Source organism: Endozoicomonas sp. SCSIO W0465, assembly GCF_023716865.1.
Classification (GTDB): Bacteria; Pseudomonadota; Gammaproteobacteria; order Pseudomonadales; family Endozoicomonadaceae; genus Endozoicomonas.
In genome coordinates this window covers 847,455-872,067 of the sequence record NZ_CP092417.1, presented here as the reverse complement: position 1 = coordinate 872,067, position 24,613 = coordinate 847,455, and the positions used below count along the sequence as shown (strand labels likewise).

Here is a 24,613-nt window from a genome sequence, read left to right as displayed (position 1 = left end):
TTATCAGTGAGAAATGATAGAACAAGGTAGCTATTTGTGATCAAGAGACAGCCTTTGGCGGCCAGTATGTCAACCGCCTGCGTCTGTGGGAAAGTCAGGTGGGTCAGTACCCGATTGACCTGGACAAGTACAATCAGGGAGAGTATCTGGAAGCCTGCCGCAACCTGGTTGATGGCGACGCCATTTCCGGTGTTCTCTACCCGGAAGATTCTACCCCACAGGGTAAAGACCTGCGTTTGATCCAGCAGTACTTCTTCTCAGCCTGTTCGCTGCAGGATATTCTTCGCCAGCACAAGTCGAAAGGGCTGAAGCTGAGCGATCTGCCAAAGCACTATGCCCTGCAGTTAAACGACACTCATCCTGCTATTGCCATTCCTGAGCTGATGCGTCTGTTGATGGACGAAGAAGGCATGGTATGGAACGAGGCGTGGGACATTACCCGCAAGATGTGCCACTACACCAACCACACCCTGTTGCCAGAAGCTCTGGAAAAGTGGTCTGCTGCTTTGCTGGGTCGTATTCTGCCACGTCATCTGCAAATCATTGAGATGATCAACCATGTGTTCCTCACCGGCGAAGCCGCTGACCAATGGGGTGAAAATGTTGAGATCATCCAGAAGGTCAGCATCTTTGAAGAACTGGAAGGTGGTGACCGCCTGATTCGCATGGCAAACCTTTCCGTCATCGGTAGTCGTCGTGTGAATGGTGTGGCAGCACTGCACAGCAGTCTGGTCAAGAGCAACCTGTTCCCTGAATTCAACGAGCTGTATCCGGGTAAGCTGGTTAACGTGACCAACGGTGTCACCCCCCGCCGCTGGCTGGCCCACTGCAACCCCTGTCTGGCCAAATTGCTGGATCGCAATATCGGTACTGAGTGGCGCACTGACCTGACGCAACTGAGTCAGCTGGAGCCACTGGCCAGTAAAGAAGAGTTTCTGGATGCCTTTTCCGGTGTGCGCTTCAAGAACAAGGAACGCCTGGCGCGTCTGATCGAAAAAGAGTGCAAGATTACCGTTAACCCGAATGCGATGTTTGATGTACAAATCAAGCGTCTGCACGAGTACAAGCGCCAGCAGATGAACCTGCTGCATATTATCAGCCTGTATCATGAGATTCTCGATAACCCGTATGCTGAACACACGCCACGGGTATTCATCTTCGGTGCCAAGGCGGCTCCTGGCTATGTCATGGCCAAACAGATTATTCTGGCCATTAACAAAGTTGCCAAGGTTATCAACAACGACCGTCGTTTGGATGACCGCCTGAAAGTAGTTTTCCTGCCCGATTATCGCGTGACTATCGCTGAGCAGATTATCCCTGCCGCAGATGTGTCCGAGCAGATCTCTACTGCCGGTTTTGAAGCCTCCGGTACCGGTAATATGAAGCTCGGTCTGAATGGTGCGCTGACGGTGGGAACCATGGACGGCGCCAACGTTGAGATCGCCGAAGCGGTGGGCAGTGATAATATCTTTATCTTCGGTAAGACCGTAGACGAGGTAGAAGCCCTCCAGAAGGAAGGCTACAACCCTTACCAGTACTACGAGAAAAACCCGGTGATCAAGCGTGCTATCAACTCGCTGATGGATGGCTCCTTCAGCCAGCACAGCCCGGAATTACTCAAAGCCCTGGCCGAAGACCTGATTCACAACGATCCGTTTATGGCACTGGCAGACTTCGAAAGCTACCGTTTAGCCCAGCAAAAAGCGGCTGAGTTGTTCCGCAAGCCACGGGTCTGGTGGAAGAAAGCGGTACTGAATACTGCTCGACTGGGCCACTTCTCTTCTGACCGGTCCATCGCCGACTATGCAGAGGAGGTTTGGAAAATTTAATAACCGCTTGGTCCTGGCAGCTTATTGAGCAAGAAGCTGCCAATGTACTTAGCTGTACTGAGGAGTCAGCCTTTAAAAGGGCTGACTTTTCCCGTTACTATTCATTACTCCTCCCTGATTGTTTCCCATACCCTTTCTTAATCATCGCATTTACCGCCTCAAAGTGACTGTCAGAAGGTCCGGCAGAAGGTCCGGAAAAGCTTCTGACTCATTTATCAGTTTCAATATACTTCTCTATTCCCCGCTTCATCTCGATTCCAGCATCTATACTAAGGCTCTGATCTGTAATTAGAATCGGAGTATCTATGACTGATAACAAAAAGGCCATCGTTGCCAAACTTAATGCGATTCTTGAACATGAACTGGCAGGTGTTGTCCGTTATACCCATTACAGTTTTATGGTGTTTGGCTACAGCCGTATTCCTATTGTCGGTTGGCTGCGCAGTGCCGCTACCGAAACACTGACACACGCCAATGAAGCCGGAGAAATGATTACCCTGATGGGAGAACATCCGTCATTGGGTATTGGTGAGCTACTGGAAACGTCCAGGCATGATATACACCATATCATGACTGAATCTCTGGAGTTCGAAAAAACGGGTATAAAGCATTACTATGAATTACTGGAACTGGCGGAACAATCTCATCAGATTTTTATTGAAGAATACGCCCGTCGACTGATATCGGAAGAAGAGCAGCATATTGGCGATATTGACAAAATGCTGCGTAAGCCGGGTGAAATTGCCAGTGTCGTATAGTAATTTTAATCTATGCAGTGGCAGGTAATACGGGCATAGAGGCTGGTGTTGTCCTGATCCGGTACTACCTCTTCCATTGCATTGGCGACAGTCAGGTCAAAGCTGAACCACTCATTTCCTGACACATTAATCCCCACTCCAGCGGAAGACAGCGTCTGCTTTGGGTTCAGGGATTCAACCTGACCATGGTCGTAGAACCCATAAAGGTCAAACAGATATTCATCAAATGAGAAGCCGTTGTAGTGGAGTTCAATCTGCTGGTACCAGCCCTGGTCACCGCTGGCAATGCCCTGTTGATAGCCTCTCAGGGTTGATGGGCCACCAAGGGTGAATGAAGCAGAACCAGGCAGAGCCTCTTCAGAAGCAAACTGAGCATCTACCGTCGTCAGTGCATAGAAAGGGTTATCAAAGTTATAAATAAACGTCAGTCGAGTATTAAATAGATTAAATCGTCGGTTATCACCAACAAATTTTTCTTTACTGTTAACCGAGCTGTATAACTGTTGTCCGGTTAACTGCCACTGATTGCCTAACCAGCTTAATTCTGCACCCAGCTGATAACGGCTGGTGTGGTACTCAGAAAGCGTAGCGCCTGAAACCTCATTATTTGACGTGGTAGTACTGATTCCGGTCTTCAGATTAATCCAGATATGGGTATCGGAATAAAGCAGATATCCCCCATCGAGCGCAAACCTCAGAGTGTCACCAGAGTACTCGGTGTCGACAAAATCGCCGGCAACAACCTCCGCATTGGTAAACTGAAAACTGCCCCCCAAACTGAAGCCAGAAGTGCCCAGTACCGTACTATAACTACCCACAACCGATTTCAATCCTTTCGATGCCAATGCATAAGCCATCGCCTTGTCTGACGATCGGAACAACTGATTGCGTTGATAAAGGGCACTGAGCTGGACTTCGCCGGAACTTTCATAACCATAATTATCGAGATACAGCTGAAAGGTATTCCGACCCGGCTCCGGCACCTTGATCACTATATCGGTCAGACCAAAGGCTTTACCTGCCCGAAGCTCTGCCTGGAGCCGCTGGTTATGTATACGGTTATAAAAAAGGATATCGTCTTCCAACGAGCTGATATCAATGGAAAGCAGCTGGTTATCGTGATTTATCCACTGTCTCAGATAGTCGTCTTCTGTGTATTCATTGCCTTCAAAGACAATCTCCCCGATTGAGCCTTCAACCAGCTGGATAATAACAACGCCATCAGCAACCTGCTGCTCCGGAAAAACGGCAACCGCCGTGTAGATATTTTTTTGCCGATAGAGTTGGTTGATGGTTGCCAGAATCTTCTGGAGTCCCTGGTAATCAATCTCTTCACCGAGAACAGGCTGGACAATGTTCTGCAGCTCTTCCTGTGTCAGGTGGGCAGACCTGGTAAATCGAATCCCCCGGAGGATAAATGTCGGGCCTCCGCTGACCTCTTCAGTGGGCTCAGTCTGTTCTGTGATGGCTGGCAGGCTGGGTTTCTGCTCTTTCTCCCGAAGTCGTATCTCCTGATCAAAGAGATCTTTGCTGGCCTTACCGGCAGGGTCCGGCCTGGGCTCTGGATTACCCTGAGCAATTAAAGGGCTTAATCCCAACAAACCGACCAGAACCGTGCTTCTGATCTGAGCCCCCAACCCCGAAAATAACGCCTCGTTCCCACGCTCCTGCGTGGGAATGCATACCTCATCCATCCGCCCGCCACTTGGCCATCTCTGGTGGGTCCGGCGGGCATTCCCACGGGGAGCCGTGGAAACGAGATTCTGATCTTCCTGATTTACCTTGTTATTCTTCTTGGTCCAGGTGTTCATTTACGACTCCTTTTCAACGCCCGGTTCAGCAATCAACCAGAACTCTTCCTCTTCTTCCGACTGCTCTGCCTCGATTTCAACTTCACCATCAAAGCTATCTATGTCGGCCGGGGTACCATTAGCCGCGATCCAGCCGTCAGAGAGCGAAACCGGATCGCTATCTGCCACCAGCTGATCGGTTGCCGGATCATTCTGGATAACCTGGGCCAACTCCTGGTTGGTAATTTCATTCTGATACTCAAGACTCAGGCGGAAGAAAGACTCTGGCAGAGTGATACTGGAAAGATCATCCTGGCTGCTCTTATAGGTCAGTAGTAACGGCAGGTCATAACGGGTGAACTGGGCATTGGTGGTCACATTGACATCATCCACCGACATCCAGAACTCACCATAGGGTGTCATAAACTGGCCATCGACCCGTAACCCTGTCCCGTCTGAGTTATTGAGGTTAATGGTTAATTCATCCACTGTCTGATAACCGGTCACCATCCTGAAATTGTATCCCGGGCCGGTATTCACCGTCGCCGCATCAATCAGCAGGTCACCGGTCATTTGCAGGTCACCGCCCTGTGTGAGCAGGTCAGTGATATGCAGCTGGTCAGTATTGCTGATATCTACCCGAACATCGTTGGCAAAGCTGCCAGGTTTGAAGGCAGCGGCCTCAAGGTTCTGATAGTAGCTTCTGGCATCCGACGTCAGTGACAGGGTTTCATTGAAGCCACCCATGGCCATTAATGTCTCCGTTGCGTCGCCGCCATCAATCGTCAGGTCAATTGCCGGGGCATAAACCGCCAGAGGTCCGCCGTCAGTCATATTGACCTGATTCACCACCACACTGTCCCTGGAGGCCAGACCACCCCGATCCAGGGTCATCCGATCAGCAAACAGGAAGTCATTCACCAGTAGCCATGGGGTACCAATCAGTTCTTCGATCTCAAGGTAACCCAGTGCTGTCATGTAGATATTGCCATTGGTGGCTTTCAGCAGGCGGGCATGCAGGTCTGAGCTGGCCAGAATATTGATATCGCCATTGTCGGTTTCTGCAGACAGCCAGGGCAGATCAATCACCAGTGGGTCACCAATACCGGTGGCTGCCTTCAATTGTCCCTGGCCACCGGTGCATTGACCACCTGCTGCATCACAACCCACTCGCTGTGTTGCCTTCAGGTGACGCTCACCACCGGCAATATCCAGATCGTTGCGGCCATTAATGGCACCTTCTGTCGTCTTAAGGTAAAACGCAGAATCAACAACATCGGATACCAGCTGACCAATCAGCTGATCACCACGGGTATGAACCAGTGTCAGTTCACGGGTGTTGATAACCGCATCTCCACCCATGGAGAAACTGTCTGCGCCCAGCAATGTTTCGGAACCAATGGCCATTGAGCCAGCGTTGATTGCCTGTTGGGCTGCCAGGGTAATTTCACGGGCAGCCAGCAGGTTTATATCATTGGCGACAGTGACCGACTCATTAAAGTAAATGGCGCCCTGTTGGCTGGTTGCGGTAAAGTCATCACCAATATCCAGGGTCGCCAGCGCCTGATCACCGTCGGTAAGCAATGAAGTGCTCTCACCGGATTCGATAACCGAACGATTACCCATGGTGAAAGTATCTGAGTCAGCCCGTATCCAGCCGGTGCTTGCTATTTTCTGGTCGTCAGCAAGAGTGATGGCGCCGGCAACCCGAAGGTCAGTATTGCCGAGCACGGTCACATGCTCCTGAAAGTCCACAGCACCAGCTGAACTATCAATATCCAGACTGCCACCGACGTTCAATGTAGCCAGTTTCTGATTGCCTGAGGTAGCGATGGTCAGGTCGGAACCGATATCAAGGCGGGCAGCATCACCCATGGTGACACTGGCAGACTGAATAGAAGCACTGCCACCTGAAGTCATGGTTTTACCATCGGCCAGGCTAACACCATTGGTGATCACCAGGTTGATTGAGTCATTGATGGCAACATCATCATTGAAGGCCAGAGCACCACTGCCCTGAATATCGAGCAGACCGGCATTGCTGGTCAGGGCACCATTAAACTCAACATCCTCACCGACAGTAAGACGAATGTCGTTTTCTACGGTCAGGGTGTCATTAACCGTCAGCCTGCCATCAATATCTTCTGCCAGCAGGGAATTGCCAATTTTGACTGCCTTGTTGAAAGTGGTATCACCCGCCACATCGAGAGTCAGGCTGTCACCGATCAGTACGTCGCTATTGGTAGTGAGGTTTCCACCGTTGGTAAACTCAGCACCGTTCGCCACATCCACTTTGAACAGTTCGGCATCCGCTTTGGTGCTCACATCAAGAGCACCATCAACATCCAGCACTGAACCATTAGCAAACGTCAGTGATTCGGCGTTAATAGTTGCATCACCGCCAGAATAAAGTTGTTGATTCTCTGCCAACGTCACAGCGCCATCGAGAGCATCAATAGTTACGGCATTCATAACCGTGGCATGCTCTTTCAGCCCAACAAGACCATTGGCACTGTCGATATCGAGAAGACCATCCACATCCAGGGTTGCCAGCACCTGGTCACCGGACGTATCCATTACCAGGTCAGACCCGATATCAAAACGGGCAGCATCACCCATGGTGACACTGGCAGACTGGATCGAGGTGCTGCCACCTGAGGCCATGGTTTTACCATCAGCCAGGCTGACACCATTGGTGATCACCAGATTGATTGAGTCATTGATGGCAACATCATCATTGAAGGCCAGAGCACCACTGCCCTGAATATCGAGCAGCCCGGCATTGCTGGTCAGGGCACCATTAAACTCAACATCCTCACCGACAGTAAAACGAATGTCGTTTTCTACAGTCAGGGTGTCATTAACCGTCAGCTGGCCATCAATATCCTCTGCCAGCAGGGAGTTGCCAATATTGACTGCCTTGTTAAAGGTGGTATCACCCGCCACATCGAGAGTCAGGCTGTCTCCGATCAGTACGTCGCTATTGGTAATAAGGTTTCCACCGTTGGTAAACTCAGCACCATTCGCCACATCCACTTTGAACAGTCCGGCATCCGCTATGGTGCTCACATTAAAAGCACCATCAACATCCAGTACTGAACCATTAGCAAACGTCAGTGATTCGGCGTTAATAGTTGCATCACCGCCAGAATAAAGTTGTTGATTCTCTGCCAACGTCACAGCGCCATCGAGAGCATCAATAGTTACGGCATTCATAACCGTGGCATGCTCTTTCAGCTCAACAAGACCATTGGCACTGTCGATATCGAGACGACCATCCACATCCAGGGTTGCCAATACCTGATCACCGGATGTATCCATTACCAGGTCAGACCCGATATCAAAACGGGCAGTATCCCCCATGGTGACACTGGCCGACTGAATAGAAGCACCGCCACCTGAAGCCATGGTTTTACCATCAGCCAGGCTAACACCATTGGTGATCACCAGGTTGATTGAGTCATCGATGGCAACATCATCATTGAAGACCAGAGCGCCACTGCCCTGGATATCGAGCAGCCCGGCATTGCTGGTCAGAACACCATTAAACTCAACATCCTTGCCAATAGTAAGACGAATGTCGTTTTCTATAGTCAGGGTGTCATTAACCGTCAGCTGGCCATCAATATCGTCAGCCACCAGGGCATTCTCAACCAGTACTGCACCATTGAACGTAGCATCACCACCCACATCCAGGGTCAGGTTATCCACCACCTCCACCTGGTCATTGATAATCAGGTTACCGCCATTGGTCAGTGTCGCACCGCCTTCAACGTCAACCTTATAAAGTGTTGCCTGTCCGGCTGTGGATAAGTTCAGTGAGCCATCAACATTCAGGATGGAGTTATCACCAAAGTTAACCGAGTTGGCGTTAATGTCTGTGCCAAGTGCTGAGTTGAAGCCCTGATTGTCCGCTAATGTCAGGGAACCACTGGCATCAATATCTGCGGCTCCCAGGGTGTTGACCGTTTCATCAAAAGCGACCCATCCGGTAGAACTTGCAACTTTCAGATCATCACCTGCTTCCAGGGTCGCCAGCTGCTGATTGCCGGTTGTCGTCAGTGTCAGTGCTGACAGTGCATCCAGCTTGCTGCCTGCCCCCATCTGAATAGCAGCCGCATTAATGGCAACAGCACTGTCAGAGACGATACTTTTACCCGTTGCCAGGGATACCGCTTGAGCATCAGTAACCGTAAAGTTGCCCCTGGTAGAGACCGTGTTATTAATCATCAGGTTACTGTCACCACGGAACTGGAAGCTCCCTTCTGTTGACGTCACCTGACGATTGATGGTAGCCACGCCAACAGCATCAATCGTGATATTGTCTTTGGTGGTAACTGCTTTATGCAGTGTCAGCGTTCCATCGGCGTCGATCGTCAGCGCACTACCCGCATCAATCTTGCTGTTCACCGTCAGCGCATCACCGGCTGACAGGTTAATCGCCTGCAGAGACTGAATTTTATGAAACGTCGCACTGCCTGAGGTTTTGGTCTGAATGTCCTGTGCGGCTTTCAGCAGAGAACCATCCCCCATACTCAGGGTGTTGTTGATCAGGTTGAGTGTGGTGCCAGCATCCAGAGTACTGCCAGACATAAGCTCCAGGGTACTGGATTGAACCTTCAGTTCACTGCCTGTGGATAACTTCTGCTGCTCCGCTATGGTCACGTTACCTGCGGCAAAGATATCTGCAGCCTTAGCTATATCGGCCCGTTCATTGAAGCGGATGGAGCCAGTGGCACTGTCCGTATCCAGCCAGCCTTCTACATCCAATTGTGCAAGTACCTGGTCAGCGGACGTTGCCAGTTCAAGATCACCTTCGATATCCAGCAGGCTACCTGTGTTCATTTGCAGGCTGGCAGCTTTCAGCGTTGTCTTCTGACCGGAAGCGATGGTTTGTGCAGCATCCAGGATTAACGCCCCGACAACATCCACATCCACTTCACGGCTGGCATCCAGACGACGATTGACAAACAGATCTTTCTGGCCACGAAGGATGATCGAACCCTGCTCGCTGGTCAGTGGGCCATTGATGGAAATATCGTCACCGGCGGTGATGCTGAAGTTGCCACCGGAGGTCGCCACAGCATTAACCGTGGTAAAGGTGCCACTGTTCAGAACTGCGGTATTGTCAATATCGACCTGGCCAGCAGTAATACTTGTCTGACTGGTAATTTCAGCCTCTCTGGCGGTCAATCCTGTCAGTACAATCGTGCCCAGAGCAGCGTTCTGATTATTGGCCGTGGTCAGCTTAACCTTGCCGGTATTGGCCGTCAGGTTAAACAGGGTCATGGCGTCGGATGCTGTGGCGGTGATATTACCGGCACTATTAATCGTTGCCTGGCTATCCATCATCAGACGGTTGGCATCCATTACCAGATTACCGGACTGAGTAAGTAAGCCGCCTTTCAGGTTTATCTGGCCATTGGCCAAGAGAGACATCAAGCCACTGCCATTACCACTGAAAGTCGTGATATCGGACAATGTCAGGCTACCACTTTGGGCATAAAGGCTGGCGGTTCCGGCCCGGACGGTTACTCCTTCCAGATCGATGCTGGCAGCGTCCAGGTCAACATGATTATTAACATTGACTGACAGGCCACCATCGCCGGTAATATCGCCGGAAATATCCAGCTTCAATCCCTTCGCCTTGATATTGCCCTGAATATCCAGTGCACCGGCGCTGGTCAGGGTAAACTGGTTATCCACATCGGTGCTGTCGAGAGTAAAGAGGCTGGTATCGCGCACATTCAACCAGGCATTACCAGCGTCCATCTGCAGTCCGCCGGTACCGGTCATAATGACATCAAGCGCACCGCTGGAGGCACCAATATTGTGGTTTTCTGCATCAAGTACAAAGCTGTCCGCAGAAATAAAGCTCTCATCGTTATAGGCCAGCAGATCATTATTGTTGTAGATCGACAGCAGGCCACCGGCACTGACCGAACCCAGACGGAGGTCGCCATTAACATGGTGAAGGTACATATCCGCCGCAGCACCCGCCTGGCGAAGGGCACCGCTGAGATCCATCTTCAGTGCATTGCCGGAAGCACCGATATCACCACGGGTATTGGAAATATAGAGATCACGGCCAAGGATATTAGTCAGGCCGGACTTTGATCCGATGGCACCATCAACAATCAGACGAACATCATCACTGGTTGAGATCAGTTGTCCTATCGTCAGCCCGGAGGTGGACTCAATATAAATCTCATCGCTGGCTGAAGCATAAAGCTCTCCGGGAACATCCACTTTGATGGGATCAACCTGCTTGACCCGGAAGGTAACTGAGCTGTCGGCAACCTCGGTGGCAATATCACCAGCACCGGCGGCCAGCAGTGCGGCTTTCTGGGCATCAGAAACAGTGCCATTACCGGTGGTATTGACCGTAAACACCAGGTCATCCAGGTTTTCACCAACCCCACCATTGCTCACCAGAAAGTGAACGTCAGAAGCCGTAACATTGGCATCCCGATTGGATAACTGGCTGGACGCATCACCGTTCAGGGCGGTGGAGGAGATACTGATATCCAGCTGGCTCTGCTGCCATTGGGCACCATCCACCATATCGGTGTACCAGGAAGAGTCCTGAGCCAGGGTCAGTTTATAATCCTGGTTATAATCGCCGGTCAACAGGTCCCCATAGTCGTAACCATAAAGGATGCCTTTCTGCTCCACGCCAATGGCATCTTCCGGGTTCACGAAATTTTCCGGTGTGGCAACCTGGTCAGCAAACCACTGCTCAAGGCCCTGATAGTCTGATTTGACCAGGCTGGTCAGTACAGCTTCATCTGATTCGTTGTAACGGAGCTTCAGAGCTTCAATATAGGCTGGGTCAATGGTAAACCCCTGGTCGCTGGTATCACTCAGACGCTGCTTCAGCATCCACAGGGTGTGATATTTGTGGGTAAACTGGTTTTCGTAGGAGGATACGGTGACTGCACCGGCATCATCATCCAGAAGATTGAGGCTGTCCCATACGGCGGCATCGTAGGCCAGCTCCTCATCGGTCTTATCCAGACGACCAATGGCATTTTTCAAACGGCCATTGCCCAGTTTAATCACCACCTCTTCGCTGGCATTGGCGCTGTACAGTTCCAGGTCACCACTGGACTGATTAACCGCTATATCCGTCGCCGCGTTCAGTTTCACCGCACCAGTGGTGGAGATATTAATAAACTGGTAAGTACTGGTATTACCAATGGTACCCACTTTACCAATACCACCGGTTGAACTGGTCAGATCCAGCTGGTCTGCCTGGATAATGGTGCTGCTGTTTTTGGCCGCAATCCCCTTATCAAACACACCGACGATATCGTATTTTGCTTTCAGGTGCTGAAGCTCAACATCGCCATCGGTACCGGTGACATTGAAGTACAGGGAGCCATGACTTGAAGCCATGCCCAGTTCATCAGTAATCACCGACAGCGGATTCTCAATGCTGCCAATATCCCCTCTTGCCGATATCGTGGTGATATCCGAGGTGATGGCCGTTGAACCGGCGGTGATCAGATTCTTCTGGGTACTGATGTTGGTGGTACCGCTGGGATTATAGACATTCCCGGTCAGTTCAATATTGCCCTTGGAAGTCAGGTCAATGGAACCATTAGCAAGACCGGTGAACTGAAATTTGATGGCATTGTCGGCCTTGACGTAGGTATGGGTATCCATGCTGAGCCGGTAGGCAACTTCCACCAGTGGGTCCACATTGGTCATATTACTGCCGTAATACTTGTCGTAACTCAGCCCCCAGTTCACCCGCCAGACAGACGCACTGCCATAGTCGTAGGTTTGCGTCAGATAGTTGGAGGCAGTGCCACCGCTACAGGCTTCCGGTTTGTAGGTACAGGTGGTGTAGTAGCTGGTTTCGGTGTTCCAGTTGGTCTCGTAATACCAGTCACCCAGGGTGTTCGGGTATTTGCCAAAGTAACCATCAATAGAGCCACCATCATAAGGCGCGGAACTGTCTCCGGGTGGGTCAAAGCTGCGGGCAATCGTCGCACCTTCGCGGATGTAATAGAGCTGACCGGCCACCGGGTTATAGGTCATGGTTGAGGTGGTGCCAGTACCGCCATATTCCCCGATAAAGTCCGATTCTTGGTAACTGACATCCCATGCACTGGTTTCATATTTGCGGATTTTGCTGCCGGGTGAATGGACAAACCATTCACTGTACTCGACCGCATATCCACGACCATCGTCTGGAATATCCTTTCTTTTGTTCAGGTCGGTAATGCGGATAATACCGGTGGCATCATCCCCGGCACTGATGGTGCCCAGCACCAGCTGACTGTTTGAGTCATTGTTGATATCGATCTGGCCAAGACCATCCTTGACCGTGATATTGCCATCCTCCCCGGTGGATGAAATCCGGGCCCGGATGGCAACGTAACCACCACCACTGACCGGAATATCATCAGCGGTAATATGCCCGGTGGCCACATCATAGGTGAGCCCGATACCGGAGGAGCCGGAATTGGTTGAAACATCAAAGTCGTACCACTTCCAGGCACCATTGACAAACAACACTTTACTCTGGCCCGGAGTGATAGAAACCTTATCGCCCGCTGACAATCCGGCATCGCGAATATACTGGGCAATTTCCGCATCAAAGCCGCTACCCACATCAACCGACCAGCTGTTATCGGTACCCACAACAATCTTGCCGTTGATATCCAGACGCTGGGCATTAATGACCACCTTTTCCCCAATGATCGAAGTGCCTGTTCCTCCCAGTGAATTTTTCACCTGACTGTAGCTGGCACTTTTCGTCAGGCTGGACTGTTTATTGGAGATCGGTTTGAACTTCCACTTGCTGCCACCACGACTGTCGCTATTGCTCCTCATCTCAAACACAATAGCGTCATTACCGTGGTATTCAGCGGCATTGGCGAATCCCCAGTTAAAGTAGATGTTCATCTCATCGTAGCCGTAGTCACAGGACTTACAGCTGCTGCTGTTCTGGTAATAGCTGATCTGGCTATCGGTATGGCGAATAGCCCGCCCGGAGAACCAGTTATTGAAGTTACTGATGCCTGTGGCGTTAATGGCCGTACTGTATTTGTCGTTTATATAGTAATTGACAAAGTCATCTGCAGAGGCCGGTTTCCACCCTGAGGTATAATTCACCAGGGCATCCGGATCGCGTCCATAAGTCTGCGGCTTATTGCTGTTCAATAACAGGCTGCCATTTTTCACATCCAGGTTAATGGCGTTTGCTTCAATAGTGGCCTGTTGAATCAAATCACCTTCCGCCACGCTGATATTGACACTGGACAGAAGATTGGCAATATCACCGTTAATGATGACATCGGAGTCCAGATAGTTAGCGCCCGTTGGCGCGTGATCAATGGTGATCCCGGTGGTATCGGTATAATCACTGCCGGATTGCTCATCGATATAGGTATCCGACAGTGATGCACCACCGGTGACAAAGACGTTACCACCGGTCTGATTGGTAATGCTCAGGTTGTTGAGCACCAGGTGCTCGTCGGTTTTATTGTCAACCCGGATGTATGCGTCACCTTTGGCGGTAAAGGAAGGCTTGCCGGAACCGGCCAGGGTAATGGTATCTGCCACCAGATTAACGTTACCGGCGGTTGCCCGGACATTGGCAACCTCAATGGCAAAATTGGGGTTCTCGGACAGATCGTCCACGATGGCCGACAGTAATACGACTTCCGACTTCAATTGATCAATTTCCGTCTGGTACGGATTGCTGTTATCCACAGCCAGATTATCGCCACTGCCACCGGATGCAGCAGGGTCTTCAGCACCAGGATCACCCACCGCATCATCATCAGCACCATCGGCCACATCAATACCCTCAGCACCGGAGTCTGGTGTCCAGGCCTCCAGCTCGGCAATGCGGTCTTGCAGCTCCTGAATATAGGTTTCCAGCTCTGCCCGGCTGGAATACTTGTCGTCCATTTGCGCGGCAGTACCATAACGGTAGAGCTGAGATGTGATACTGCCATTGGTATCCACCTCAACCCACTGATAGGCATACTGCCCTGCCACAACGGAACCACTGCCGTTAAAGGTCAGCACATTGCTGGTGCTGGAATCACTGCTGCCAAAGGTGGTTTCCGAACTGAACAGCTCCAGGTAGGGATTTTTTTCAATGCCGCGATGGGTGGCGCTTAACGCGCCTTCATTCGCCTCTATAAAGACGTGGCTATCGGAGCCCACCGCAAAACCATCGGCAAACTCGACATTATTGGTCAGTGATATATTGGACTTGGCTTTGTTGCCTGCAGGAATGGGTATAGCGGTCCAGTTATACACATTGGCCAGCGCATTACTGGTCAGCTGGTTTTCCTGGAAGTAGTTACTGGCCCGGCCACTGTAGATACCAACATCACCATAGCCGTTGATAACAGCATTCTTACCAATATTCACCTGGTTAAGGACGTCCAGATTAACCTTGCTGACCCCACCGGCCACACCGGCTGCCGCCCACACACTGACGTTTGCCTGGGCAACCGCTGATCCCCTGGAGTAGGTGCCAATCCCGATTTCGCCCACCGGGTTGTAAATGTTGTAACCTTCACCGACGGTGATCTTGTTTCGGGTATTAACATCAACGTCTGACTCCGCACCGGCCCCCTGCAGTGCGCCACCAATTTCCAGTTTGGACTCGTCGTATACATAGAAGTCGGTGTTGGCGTCGATGGTAATGTTGTGATCGTAAGTACTGTCCAGCCAGGCCAGGTCCGATATTTTCAGGACACCTTTCTTGCCAAGCACCACCTCAGCGGTCAGGTTTTTCAGATTCTGGTAAGAGAGACCGGCAGAGCCATTGGCCGCACCACCGCCTGCGCCATACACGGAAGCGGTGAAACCGCTGAAATAGGGGTTCTGGATCTGGTAAGCGCTGTTGAAGGCATCAATATCCACCTGCATGGCAGAGAAGCTGACGTTTTTGCCCAGGTCTACCCGAACATTGGTATCCACTTCGGTTTTTGAGGTGGCACCAGAACCACCAACAACCGATACCGTGGTGGAATCAGTACCGGCGAAAAACTCGGTTTCGCTGGCGGCGGAAATATAAACACCACCGGCGTCTACCGGCAACACCCGGTAATTACTGGACCAGTCATCCACCAGCACCGCTGCCGAGTACTGGCCGCTGCCATAATCACCGGCATCCATCACCGACTCGGCAGCACTGCCCGCGTAGTAACCACCGCCACCGGCGGTGGTAAAGCTCTGGTTCTGGTTGAAACTGTTGGCGTTCAGAATCAGATCACCGGTGCGCTCCAGTGCAGCAATGGGGTCTTTGCCAAATTCAACCCGGGTAGAGGTAAAGGATTGAGCAACACCCGTCTGATAACCGCCAGCCACCAGACCGACAAAATAACCATCCGCATCGGTAATCTGAACACCGGTGTGGCGGGCATAAACGGAAAAGTCAGAATAAGGAATGGATACCCCATCACCCACTTTGGCAATGGACTGTGAACGGTTGGTTGCCCGGGCTTCACTGCCGGCAATACCGGCCAGAAGGCCACCTGATGCGGCAAAGGCGGCTGCGTACGCGGTTTCATAACCGTCGTTACCGCTGCCCGTTTCGGAGCGGACAACCACATTACCGTTGCCATTAAAAATGGCACCATCGGCAATTTCTGCTTGTGCCTTGGTCTCTGTGGTTGCATAAGCAAACGAGCCACCCATGGCACCACCGGCAGCCACGGTCACGCCATAGGCACTGGAGTAAAGGCTGGGTGCTGACTGGGCATTGACATTAACCACACCAGAGCCGGTACCGATCGTGCCATAAACGGTAGCATTAACATCCGAGTCATCATGGGCAGATGTGACCACTCCCTGAACACCTGCCAGCAGACCACCAGCCAGGGCAAAGCCAGTGCTCTTGACCATACCCTCATTAACAGCGGATAGCGTCATGTTGTTATAGCCATCAATCAGTTTGCCCTGCTCGCCGATCCAGGCATCAATATCGCCATCTTTCTCGGCATAGCCGACACTGGCACCGATAGCGGCAGCACCGATATTGATATTCAGCGAACCATCGGTAACAGACGACGGTTTGCCACTGCTGACATCACCAAGACGGATTTCCGTACTGTCCCTGGCGGTAACCTGCAGGTCACCGGTATCATCACCTTCAGCGGAATTGATACCAGCCACCACCCGGTTCTCACTGCGGGCATCGGTGTAGTTGATAACCACACTGGTGCCACCCAGACCGACAATAAAGCTTTTCATCTCCAGGGCTGCATCGTCATCGCTGACATTTTCCAGGCTGGCACCAATCACCACATCGTTGGCTTTAACACTGCTATCCACCGTGGCAATGTTCATTTCATAGGAGCGGCTGATGCCCACCACCCCGGCAATCCCGACGGAGCTTGCCTGGGCCGCCCCCAGTCCCTGGTAACTGTGCTGCAGTGTCCGGCTGTTGATATTCAGGGTATCTACATCCACCAGACCACCACTGATACGGGCGGCAGTGACACTCTCCCCACTGAGTTTGAGGGATTTTCCGGATTCGGTGGTCGTGGACGGCGCCGGTGCGCTACCCCGGGCAATAGTCAGTCCGGAATCCGCTTCCAGGGCAGCAATATCTTCATCAGACAGATGTCGGTTATAACCGGCAGTGTCGGTAGCCAGAACGGTATTGGCTTCATTACGGCTGGGGTCAAATTCATCTTCCGCGTTAGTGCCATCTTCCGCCGTGGTATCACCCTGACCGTACAGAGCCACACCAATACTGACAGCGGCAGCAACATTGGTTGAAGCTGCACCGGCCACACTGATCAGGTCTGATTCCCGCTGCGCCGTGGCATCCACATCCAGGGTACCGGCTTTAATATCAGAACCTACCACCTCGCTATAGACCTGGGAGCGCCCCAGCACCACGTTGGCAACCGCACCAACACCGAGGCTGGCACCAGCACCAATCCCGGCAGCCATCTGATTGGCGTATTGAATCTCCTGGGCATTGACCGTTACATTGGTTGCCGCAGACGTGCCATCACTGCCGCGAATATCGGTGGTCAGATCACTGGAGTCCAGATAGCCATGAATGGCCGCCCGGGTTTCACCACGGAACTCCGTGGTATTGATCATGGCGGCAACCCCATAACTGCCGCCAATACCGGCACCAAAGGTATAACTGTTAACACTGGAAACACGGTCAGCATCAACCGTCACCGTGTCTGAATTGACAGTAGTCGTATAAGTGTCGCCATTGTCGTCCAGGTCGTTACCAATGATGGCCTGAGAATCACCACCGACAATATTGACCGCCAGACCAATCCCGACACCAACAGTGGTTCCGATACCTGCAGCACCGGCAGCGACATTGGACTCCTGTCTGCGGTCAGCCACCACCACCACTTTATTGGCATTGGTGGTGCCACCACGGAGCCATGCCCGGGTGTCGCCCATCTGTTCGGTAATCACCACCGAAGCAGCCCCGCCCAGGCCGCCAGTGGTCCCAAGTCCGGCAGCAACACCGGCAGATACCGCCTGAGCCAGCTTGGAGCTATTGGCATCGATGGTCAGCTGGTCAGCATTGACGGTACTGTTAACCACGGTGGCTTCGCTGGAACGCTTCTGGGCATTGGTGGCAAAGCCGCCCACTCCGGCACCAGCGGCTTCGCCACCACCGGAAACCGCCACACCGGCAGACACCACCAGCCCGGCTTCATGGGCGTTGGCGCGCACATAGACGTCGGCACCATTCTCATTGGTCACGCCACTGTTGATGGTTGAATCTTTGATATAGGCTTTGGTGGCATTGTAGGTACCATTGGTGGCAACGTTGGCATTGATCGCCACGGTCTTGCCGCCGGCACCACCCACCGTAATAGCACGCTGTTTGGTTCTTGATGTGGCGTTCACCACCAGACCGTTGACAGACTCTTCGGTGCGGTTCACCGAGAGCAGATCAAACCCGCTGGTCAGATCATTCATTGATACCGAATCAGGGTCAGAATCATCCCCGGCTGTGGATAAATCCGGCAGATCACCGTAGCCCTGCAGGTCACCGGTATCCACCTGCATGGTGCTGCCCTTGCCTTTGGCGATCACCACCGCATCATCAATCCAGGCTTCTGTTTTGCCATATTCCATGGCTGTGGAGATGGCCACAGCACCGGCACCACTGTCGAGACCAATACCCACAGCGCCACTGCCAACCAGGTTGACACTCAGTGCATCGGCATTGACCAGGACATTATTCCAGGCTTCAACCCGGGCATCCTCAGCAATCCTTGCCGTTACATCGCCGTCTATAACGCCGGTTCCTACTGAGCCGGCCAGGGAAACCTGTTTGGAAGCGGCCACCCCGGCATCAATGGTTAACAGCCAGTTTCTGCGGAAGGCATCCACCACCAGGTTCTGTGCCTTTAACGTGGTGCTCCCTGCGGTACTGCCATTGCCCAGCACCTCTGCCGTCACATCGGAATCCACCCGGTTGGTGGCAATAGCGACACCACCCGCAGAGCCGTTACCGGACCCTGCGCCCATCCAGGCTGTGGCAACACTGTCGGTGTAATCCTGCCCCTTGACGGTGATATCGCCACCACTGCTGGAAGAAGCGGCACCGGAGCGATTGGTGGCCGTATCCTTGATGGCCGCCTGAATGGTCTGATCAACATTATTGGTGGAAATCGCGCCGGCAAAGGCAATGCCGCTCTGGCCAAGAGAAGCACCGATGGCAATGGCATTCCCCACCAGCAGGTTCTTATTGTTTGAGGTACCACTGAGGGCTTTGACCGTCAGGTCTTCATCCACTTTCAGCGTGGTATTACTGACCCTCGCTTTGGTGGAGTGTTCATCGGTTCCCACAAGATTGAGGGCAACGGCCAGACCACCGGCATTGGCACCACCCTGCCCGCTGGCAACAGCTACCGAGCCAGCGACGTTAATCATATCCATATCGTTCTGGGCGGTGACCGCCACATCAGACGCATTGATGGTGCCTTTATCGCTGCCATCCCAGTCACCAATCTCTGCCAGAATCTGGTTATTGAGCCGGTTCACGGCCACTGAACCAACACCGGAAAATCCGCCGGTACCCACCCCCACACCGATGGCAACGCTGTAGAGCAGTGAGTTATCACGGGCATTAACATTTACCGTGGCCCCGGTGTTGTCGTTCTTGTTGATATTGCTGTCGACAATGCGGGCTTTGGTTTCGCTTTTTACATCCGCATGGGCGTATGAGATGCCGAGATTCTTTTTACCCACCTGGACCACACCGGCCACGGCAATAATCCGCTTGCCTTCGCTGTTGTAACGGTAGGTTGAGCCACTGCCGTCTTCTGTTGTATGGACATTGGTATTGTCCATGGCTTCAGCGCCGCTGAAGTCAAAGTCTTTATTGGTAGCACTGCTGCCAAGGTTACTGATGATGGTATCGAGATCGCCGTCTTTTTCCCCGGTGGCGTTGATATTCACCGTGGTTGCACCGGATATATCCGCGCCCTTGACCAGTGCTTTGGTGTCCGCACCGATGGAGCCAATGGCAAAGCTGCCCTGGAAGCCGAGAGAGTCCTCAAGGTTATCGTTATAGCCGACACCCGCCGCACCAATACCGATCCGGTTCAGACTGCGGGCACTGATATCAATCTGGTCAAAATTGGTAATAGTAGAACGGGTGCTGCCACTGAAATCGATGATTGCTTCTGTCGCTTTTCCTTTGTAGACATCCTCATCGTAGGCGGAACTGAGGGTATTATTGCCATCGGGATTGGCATCGCCAACAATGGCCGAAGGGTCATTGATTTCAGCAAAGGTAATGGCCAGGCCTCCCCCCTGTTTACCACCGCCATAGAGCGTACCGCCACCGACGCCCACATAACAGTTGTTGTAGGCAGACACTTCCAGATCGTTATTGGCGCCATTATTCGAGCTGATTGACGAACCTTCGATTCTGGCTGAAGTACCGTCGTATATCTGGGCTCCGGAAATGGACAGGGCACCGTTCCGGGTCAGCTGGGAATTACCCGCCGGACGGGTGACAGACAGTGCCAGGGCAACGGAGGTTAATTCACCACCATGAAGTGCCTGAACCGCCACATCATCGGCATAGCTGATAGTCGTGTCTTTTATCCAGGCCAGGGCATCGTTAAAGCTGATCTGGTAGGCAATGGCACCGGCAATGGTATTCTGGTTAGCGGGCGACTGGGTTCCCAGCATGGAAAGAGCGGCTGAACCGGAGGCACTGGCAGAGATAACTTTTTCCAGCGCCTGTACTTCCACATCAACATCGTTATAGCTGTTTCCGTTGGCATGACCACTGATGGATGCCCCATCAATCATCGCCTTGGCATCCATATTGTTGACGGATACCGTAAAACTGCCGGCGCCGGTTAAACCGGTTTGTGCTGACGATACTTCGGCACTGCTCTGGCCATTATTGGCATTGCTATCATCATTCGCGCCATTGTTGGCAGACTGACCAATGGATGAGTCTCCATTACTGCTATTGGCCCCGGTATAGTTCGCCGCTACCTTGGAGGACAGACCGTTATACCAGTTCTCAAACTTCTGTCCGATTCCCGGCTCGCTGCTTGGCTCTGTGGTTAACGCACCGGCACCGGCAACCGCAATAGAACCATTGGTACCACTTGAACGACCACGGACAGATACGCTATTGGCAACAATCCCTTTGGTGGGTGCGGGAGCAGTCGGTGATGTAGGGGCAGGTTTGGTAGTATTGCTGTTGCTGCCGTCCTGAAACTTGACCTTGTCGTATTCGCTGCTGTTATCGCCAATAAACGCTTTGGTATCGCCCTGGGATACGTTAGCGGCGATGGCAATCCCCACTGCGGACTCATCGGACCAGTTAACCGCACCGGCTGCCGCCCAGTTGCCAAACTCATGCTCGGCAACAATCACCAGGTCACCGGCACTCAGCTGGGCATCGTTATGGAGCGATGCATGAGTCAGCACCTCAGAGTTCAGAAAACCCAGAACCCCGTTAAAACCAAGCCCTTTCCCCATACCGGATGACGGCGTAACCAGAACGTGTCGTTCATCGGTTTCAGCGTAAATATCAACATCACCGGTAGCGGTTACGGTTGCTTTACCGATACCGGCCACCGCCTGACCACTTTGCTGAACGTAGGTAATGGAAGCACCAACGGCTTTACCCTGTTTGTTGGTACCATTGCCATTGGGCAGAATACCCAATGAGCCGATATTCCCGGCCAGGTTGGCCGTTTCCATCAGGTTATAGGCACTGACTTCAACGGCGTTATCAAAGCTGAAGTTATAATTGATGTCTTTAAAAACACTGTAGTCACCCAGAAGACTGGTGACTTTGCTATTGGCTTTAAGCTCACGGCTGGCATTCCAGCTGCCAGTCCCCGTGGTGGTCACCTCGGCGTTATCACCAATCCACGCCTTGGTGTCCATATCGTTCCAGACCACATTGAGGGATCCACCATAGGCTTCTTTATCCGCCGCAGCACCGGCGTTGGCAAACGTGGTCAGTAAATTGTTTTGCAAACCACCAATGCCGTTAAATTTACCCAGCACATCGGCAATGGTATCCCACTTGTCATAGGTGCTGACGATGGGCATATATTGACCGGCGATAACGCCAAGATTGGCTGCTTTAATCCGGGTTGACTCGCCCACTTCAGCAACCGCATCACTGTCGTTGATGGCAAAATTCAACGCCATTGCCAGGCTGGTGTCTGATGCCGCTGACTGCCCTGCGCCGGCAGTGCCTTCTTCCGGCGCAGTTACCGCGGTCTCTGCAGACGTTCGGTACCCTCCCTGATCACCGCCCAGAGAGCCTGCACCGTAACCACCGGCCATTTTTTCATTGTCGCTGCCAATATCAACCTGGCTGGCCAGCAGCACGTTACCGGTGGCATTGATGTTCGGGGCATCTGTCTGTCCGCTGACATTATTGCCAAGGTAGCTATAGGCGTCATGGTCCGAGAGGTTCAGGGAAAACGACAGACCACCCTTGAAACTGACCTTTCCTGACTCATCGGTATCTACGCTCTGCCCCGATCCCTTCAGAAACTTCTGGGTGTAATTGGTGACACCGGATTGTAACGCCGATAAACCCTGTACCGCTTTCGACCCCACCGTTCTTAAAAACAGGTTGCTGCCCACCGTCACACCGGAATGGACCCGTTGATTTAATGTACGGTTAAGGGAGGTGATGGTGACGTTGCCCACTTTATCATTATCAGTGCCAAGACTGCTGCCCAGCTCTGCCGTGGTATTGGTATTAAAATCACCAACGGCAATGGCAATACCGTATTGGGTATTGGTCAAACCATAAGCGGATGCGGAAACGTAATAATAATTCTGGTTTTCTGCGGCCAGCACCAGGTTGTCAGCGTCCAGGGTGACTCCTGAGTCGATAATCGCTTTAGCATCAACATCCGACTCAGCCACAGCGGCAGCAATAACAACCTTATTGTCATCTTCAGCAATAATGTCTAACGCAGAGGCCGAGATATACGCTTCATTGTGAGCTGAAACCTCAAGATTACCCTCTGCTTCAATCGTCGCACCACTTTTGACATGGGTGGTACTGTTAGCGTCACTGCTGGCGTAGATGGCTGGTAAGGACGCAGGGAATGTCTCCCCAATAACAATAGAAGACGCTTCCGTTAAGGCATGGGTCTCGGATTGCAACGAAACATTGCCGCTGGCCTGAATATTCGCACTACCGTTGACGTTGACAGTGGCATCGGCTTCAGCCTCCATCATATAGAAAGAAGCCCCGACAAAAGCGCCAGCGGCCAGTATGCCCATGGACGTACCCGGCTCTTCATAAAACGAACTGTTGGCGATGGATTTGGCCTCAACCGTGACATCCTTTGCGTAGACCTGCCCTCCCAGGTCAATACTGGTGTCTGAATCGGCTTTGCCAAAACCTATCTTTTTGGTCACTGATGCCGTCAGCGTCACATCTCCTCGGGCTGAGTCATCGCTGTTACGGGTATCGAGTGTACTGCCGGCATTCAGATCAATATCTTTTGCGGTGATGGTGATTCCGGACTCAGCGGCCAGGGTGCCGGACATATCAGCCTTGCTGTCGGCAACCACGGTCAGGCTGCCACTGAGATCCAGACTGCTGTTTGCTGTGGTTTTGAACGTGTCAGCAGAAACCGTGGCAGAGCCTGCTACTGTCGTATTACCAATGATGGCAATACCTTCAGCCGCCTGTTCAGGACTGGAGGCGGTGCCGGACTCGAAAAGCACTGTTTTCCCGGAAGCGTTTAAGTTCAGGGCAGTTGTGGTCTGATCAGTCTTTCCTTTAAAGGCAATGGTACCGGCAGCACTGGCTGAGTTTGAGTCCCGACTGTCCAGCGTTGCCCCGGCATTGACATCAATAGTATCCGCCATGATGGTGAAGCCACCATCAGCGTAAAGATCGCCGGAAAGATCAATGGCTCCGGCTGCCGAACTGGACGCCTTCAGGGTAATGACGCCACCATCGACATTGAGCTCTGTGGGAATGGTCAGATCGTCGACATTAACAGCACTTAATGCAACCGCACTGGCCCGGGCTGCACGCCCTGAAATAACAATACCGCCACTATCCACCTGAATGGTATTGGCATTGATATCCAGGCCACTGGCGGTATTGATCTTGCCTTTGATGCGAACCGTACCGGAGGATGAAACACTAAAACTGTCGTTAAGTAGATCAGTGATTTTTGCATCAACGGCATCTGTACTGCTGATCAGCCCCGAGATTTCAGAGTCTGTTGGTGTCTTGATCGCCAGACTGCCAACGTTCACTACTCCCGACTCACCCACCAGGAAACCCGCTGAACTGGCAAACACCACATCACCACCCAGTGAGCCATTCTGGTAGCTGTTCATAATCCCGTGGACAGCCGGCGCTTCAGAACCCCGGACAATATTGACCAGTTTGCTGGCACTGTCAGGAACCTGAAGGTTTACGGTATGGGAAGAACCTACTACAAATTTATCGAATACGTTGATCGCGGACGTACCCGACATTTTTTTGGAGGTAATATCATGAACATTGTTATTACTGCTGATGGAGGTGAAGTCACTGACGGCCTGGATATCGTGATCAACAGCCACCGCTGCGCCCGATAACAACACACCAAACGCAGCAGGTGCCCTCAGAGCAGAAGAAAATGATGCCCCGGTGGATTTCTGGTAAGCCCTCGTCGAGTTAACCCGACCGATGGAAACCGATAGCTGAGTACGATCAAAGTCAGCCATAATTTGCTTCCTTGTCTAATAATTATTCTTT

The 24,613-nt window shown here is 52.2% G+C and carries 4 protein-coding genes; 2 read left to right on the top strand and 2 right to left on the bottom strand.

Going from position 1 to position 24,613, the window contains the following annotated elements; translation table 11 throughout:
• Positions 1 to 32 precede the first annotated feature (32 nt).
• Both MJO57_RS03605 and MJO57_RS03600 read left to right on the top strand, forming a co-directional pair.
• Positions 33 to 1,829, top strand: coding sequence for a glycogen/starch/alpha-glucan phosphorylase (locus MJO57_RS03605; protein WP_256493318.1), 1,797 nt, complete (start codon positions 33 to 35; stop codon positions 1,827 to 1,829).
• A 305-nt stretch (positions 1,830 to 2,134) separates the two neighbouring features.
• A complete protein-coding gene (locus MJO57_RS03600) occupies positions 2,135 to 2,587 on the top strand; it encodes a bacterioferritin (protein WP_252023011.1) in 453 nt (150 codons plus the stop codon).
• 5 nt (positions 2,588 to 2,592) lie between these two features.
• On the opposite strand, the gene MJO57_RS03595 is transcribed toward MJO57_RS03600, so the two are convergent.
• Both MJO57_RS03595 and MJO57_RS03590 read right to left on the bottom strand, forming a co-directional pair.
• Entirely contained in the window at positions 2,593 to 4,398 is a 1,806-nt protein-coding gene (locus MJO57_RS03595) for a ShlB/FhaC/HecB family hemolysin secretion/activation protein (RefSeq protein ID WP_252023009.1), read from the bottom strand.
• Positions 4,399 to 24,582: a leukotoxin LktA family filamentous adhesin gene (locus tag MJO57_RS03590; protein ID WP_252023007.1), complete on the bottom strand. Its 20,184-nt coding sequence runs from the start codon at positions 24,580 to 24,582 to the stop codon at positions 4,399 to 4,401.
• Positions 24,583 to 24,613 lie beyond the last annotated feature (31 nt).

What these genes read in the sequence shown, in the direction of transcription:
- MJO57_RS03600 (WP_252023011.1), top strand. Translation starts at nt 2,135, where the DNA reads ATGACTGATAACAAAAAGGCCATCGTTGCCAAACTTAATGCGATTCTT.
- MJO57_RS03595 (WP_252023009.1), bottom strand. Translation starts at nt 4,398, where the DNA reads ATGAACACCTGGACCAAGAAGAATAACAAGGTAAATCAGGAAGATCAG.
- MJO57_RS03590 (WP_252023007.1), bottom strand. Translation starts at nt 24,582, where the DNA reads ATGGCTGACTTTGATCGTACTCAGCTATCGGTTTCCATCGGTCGGGTT.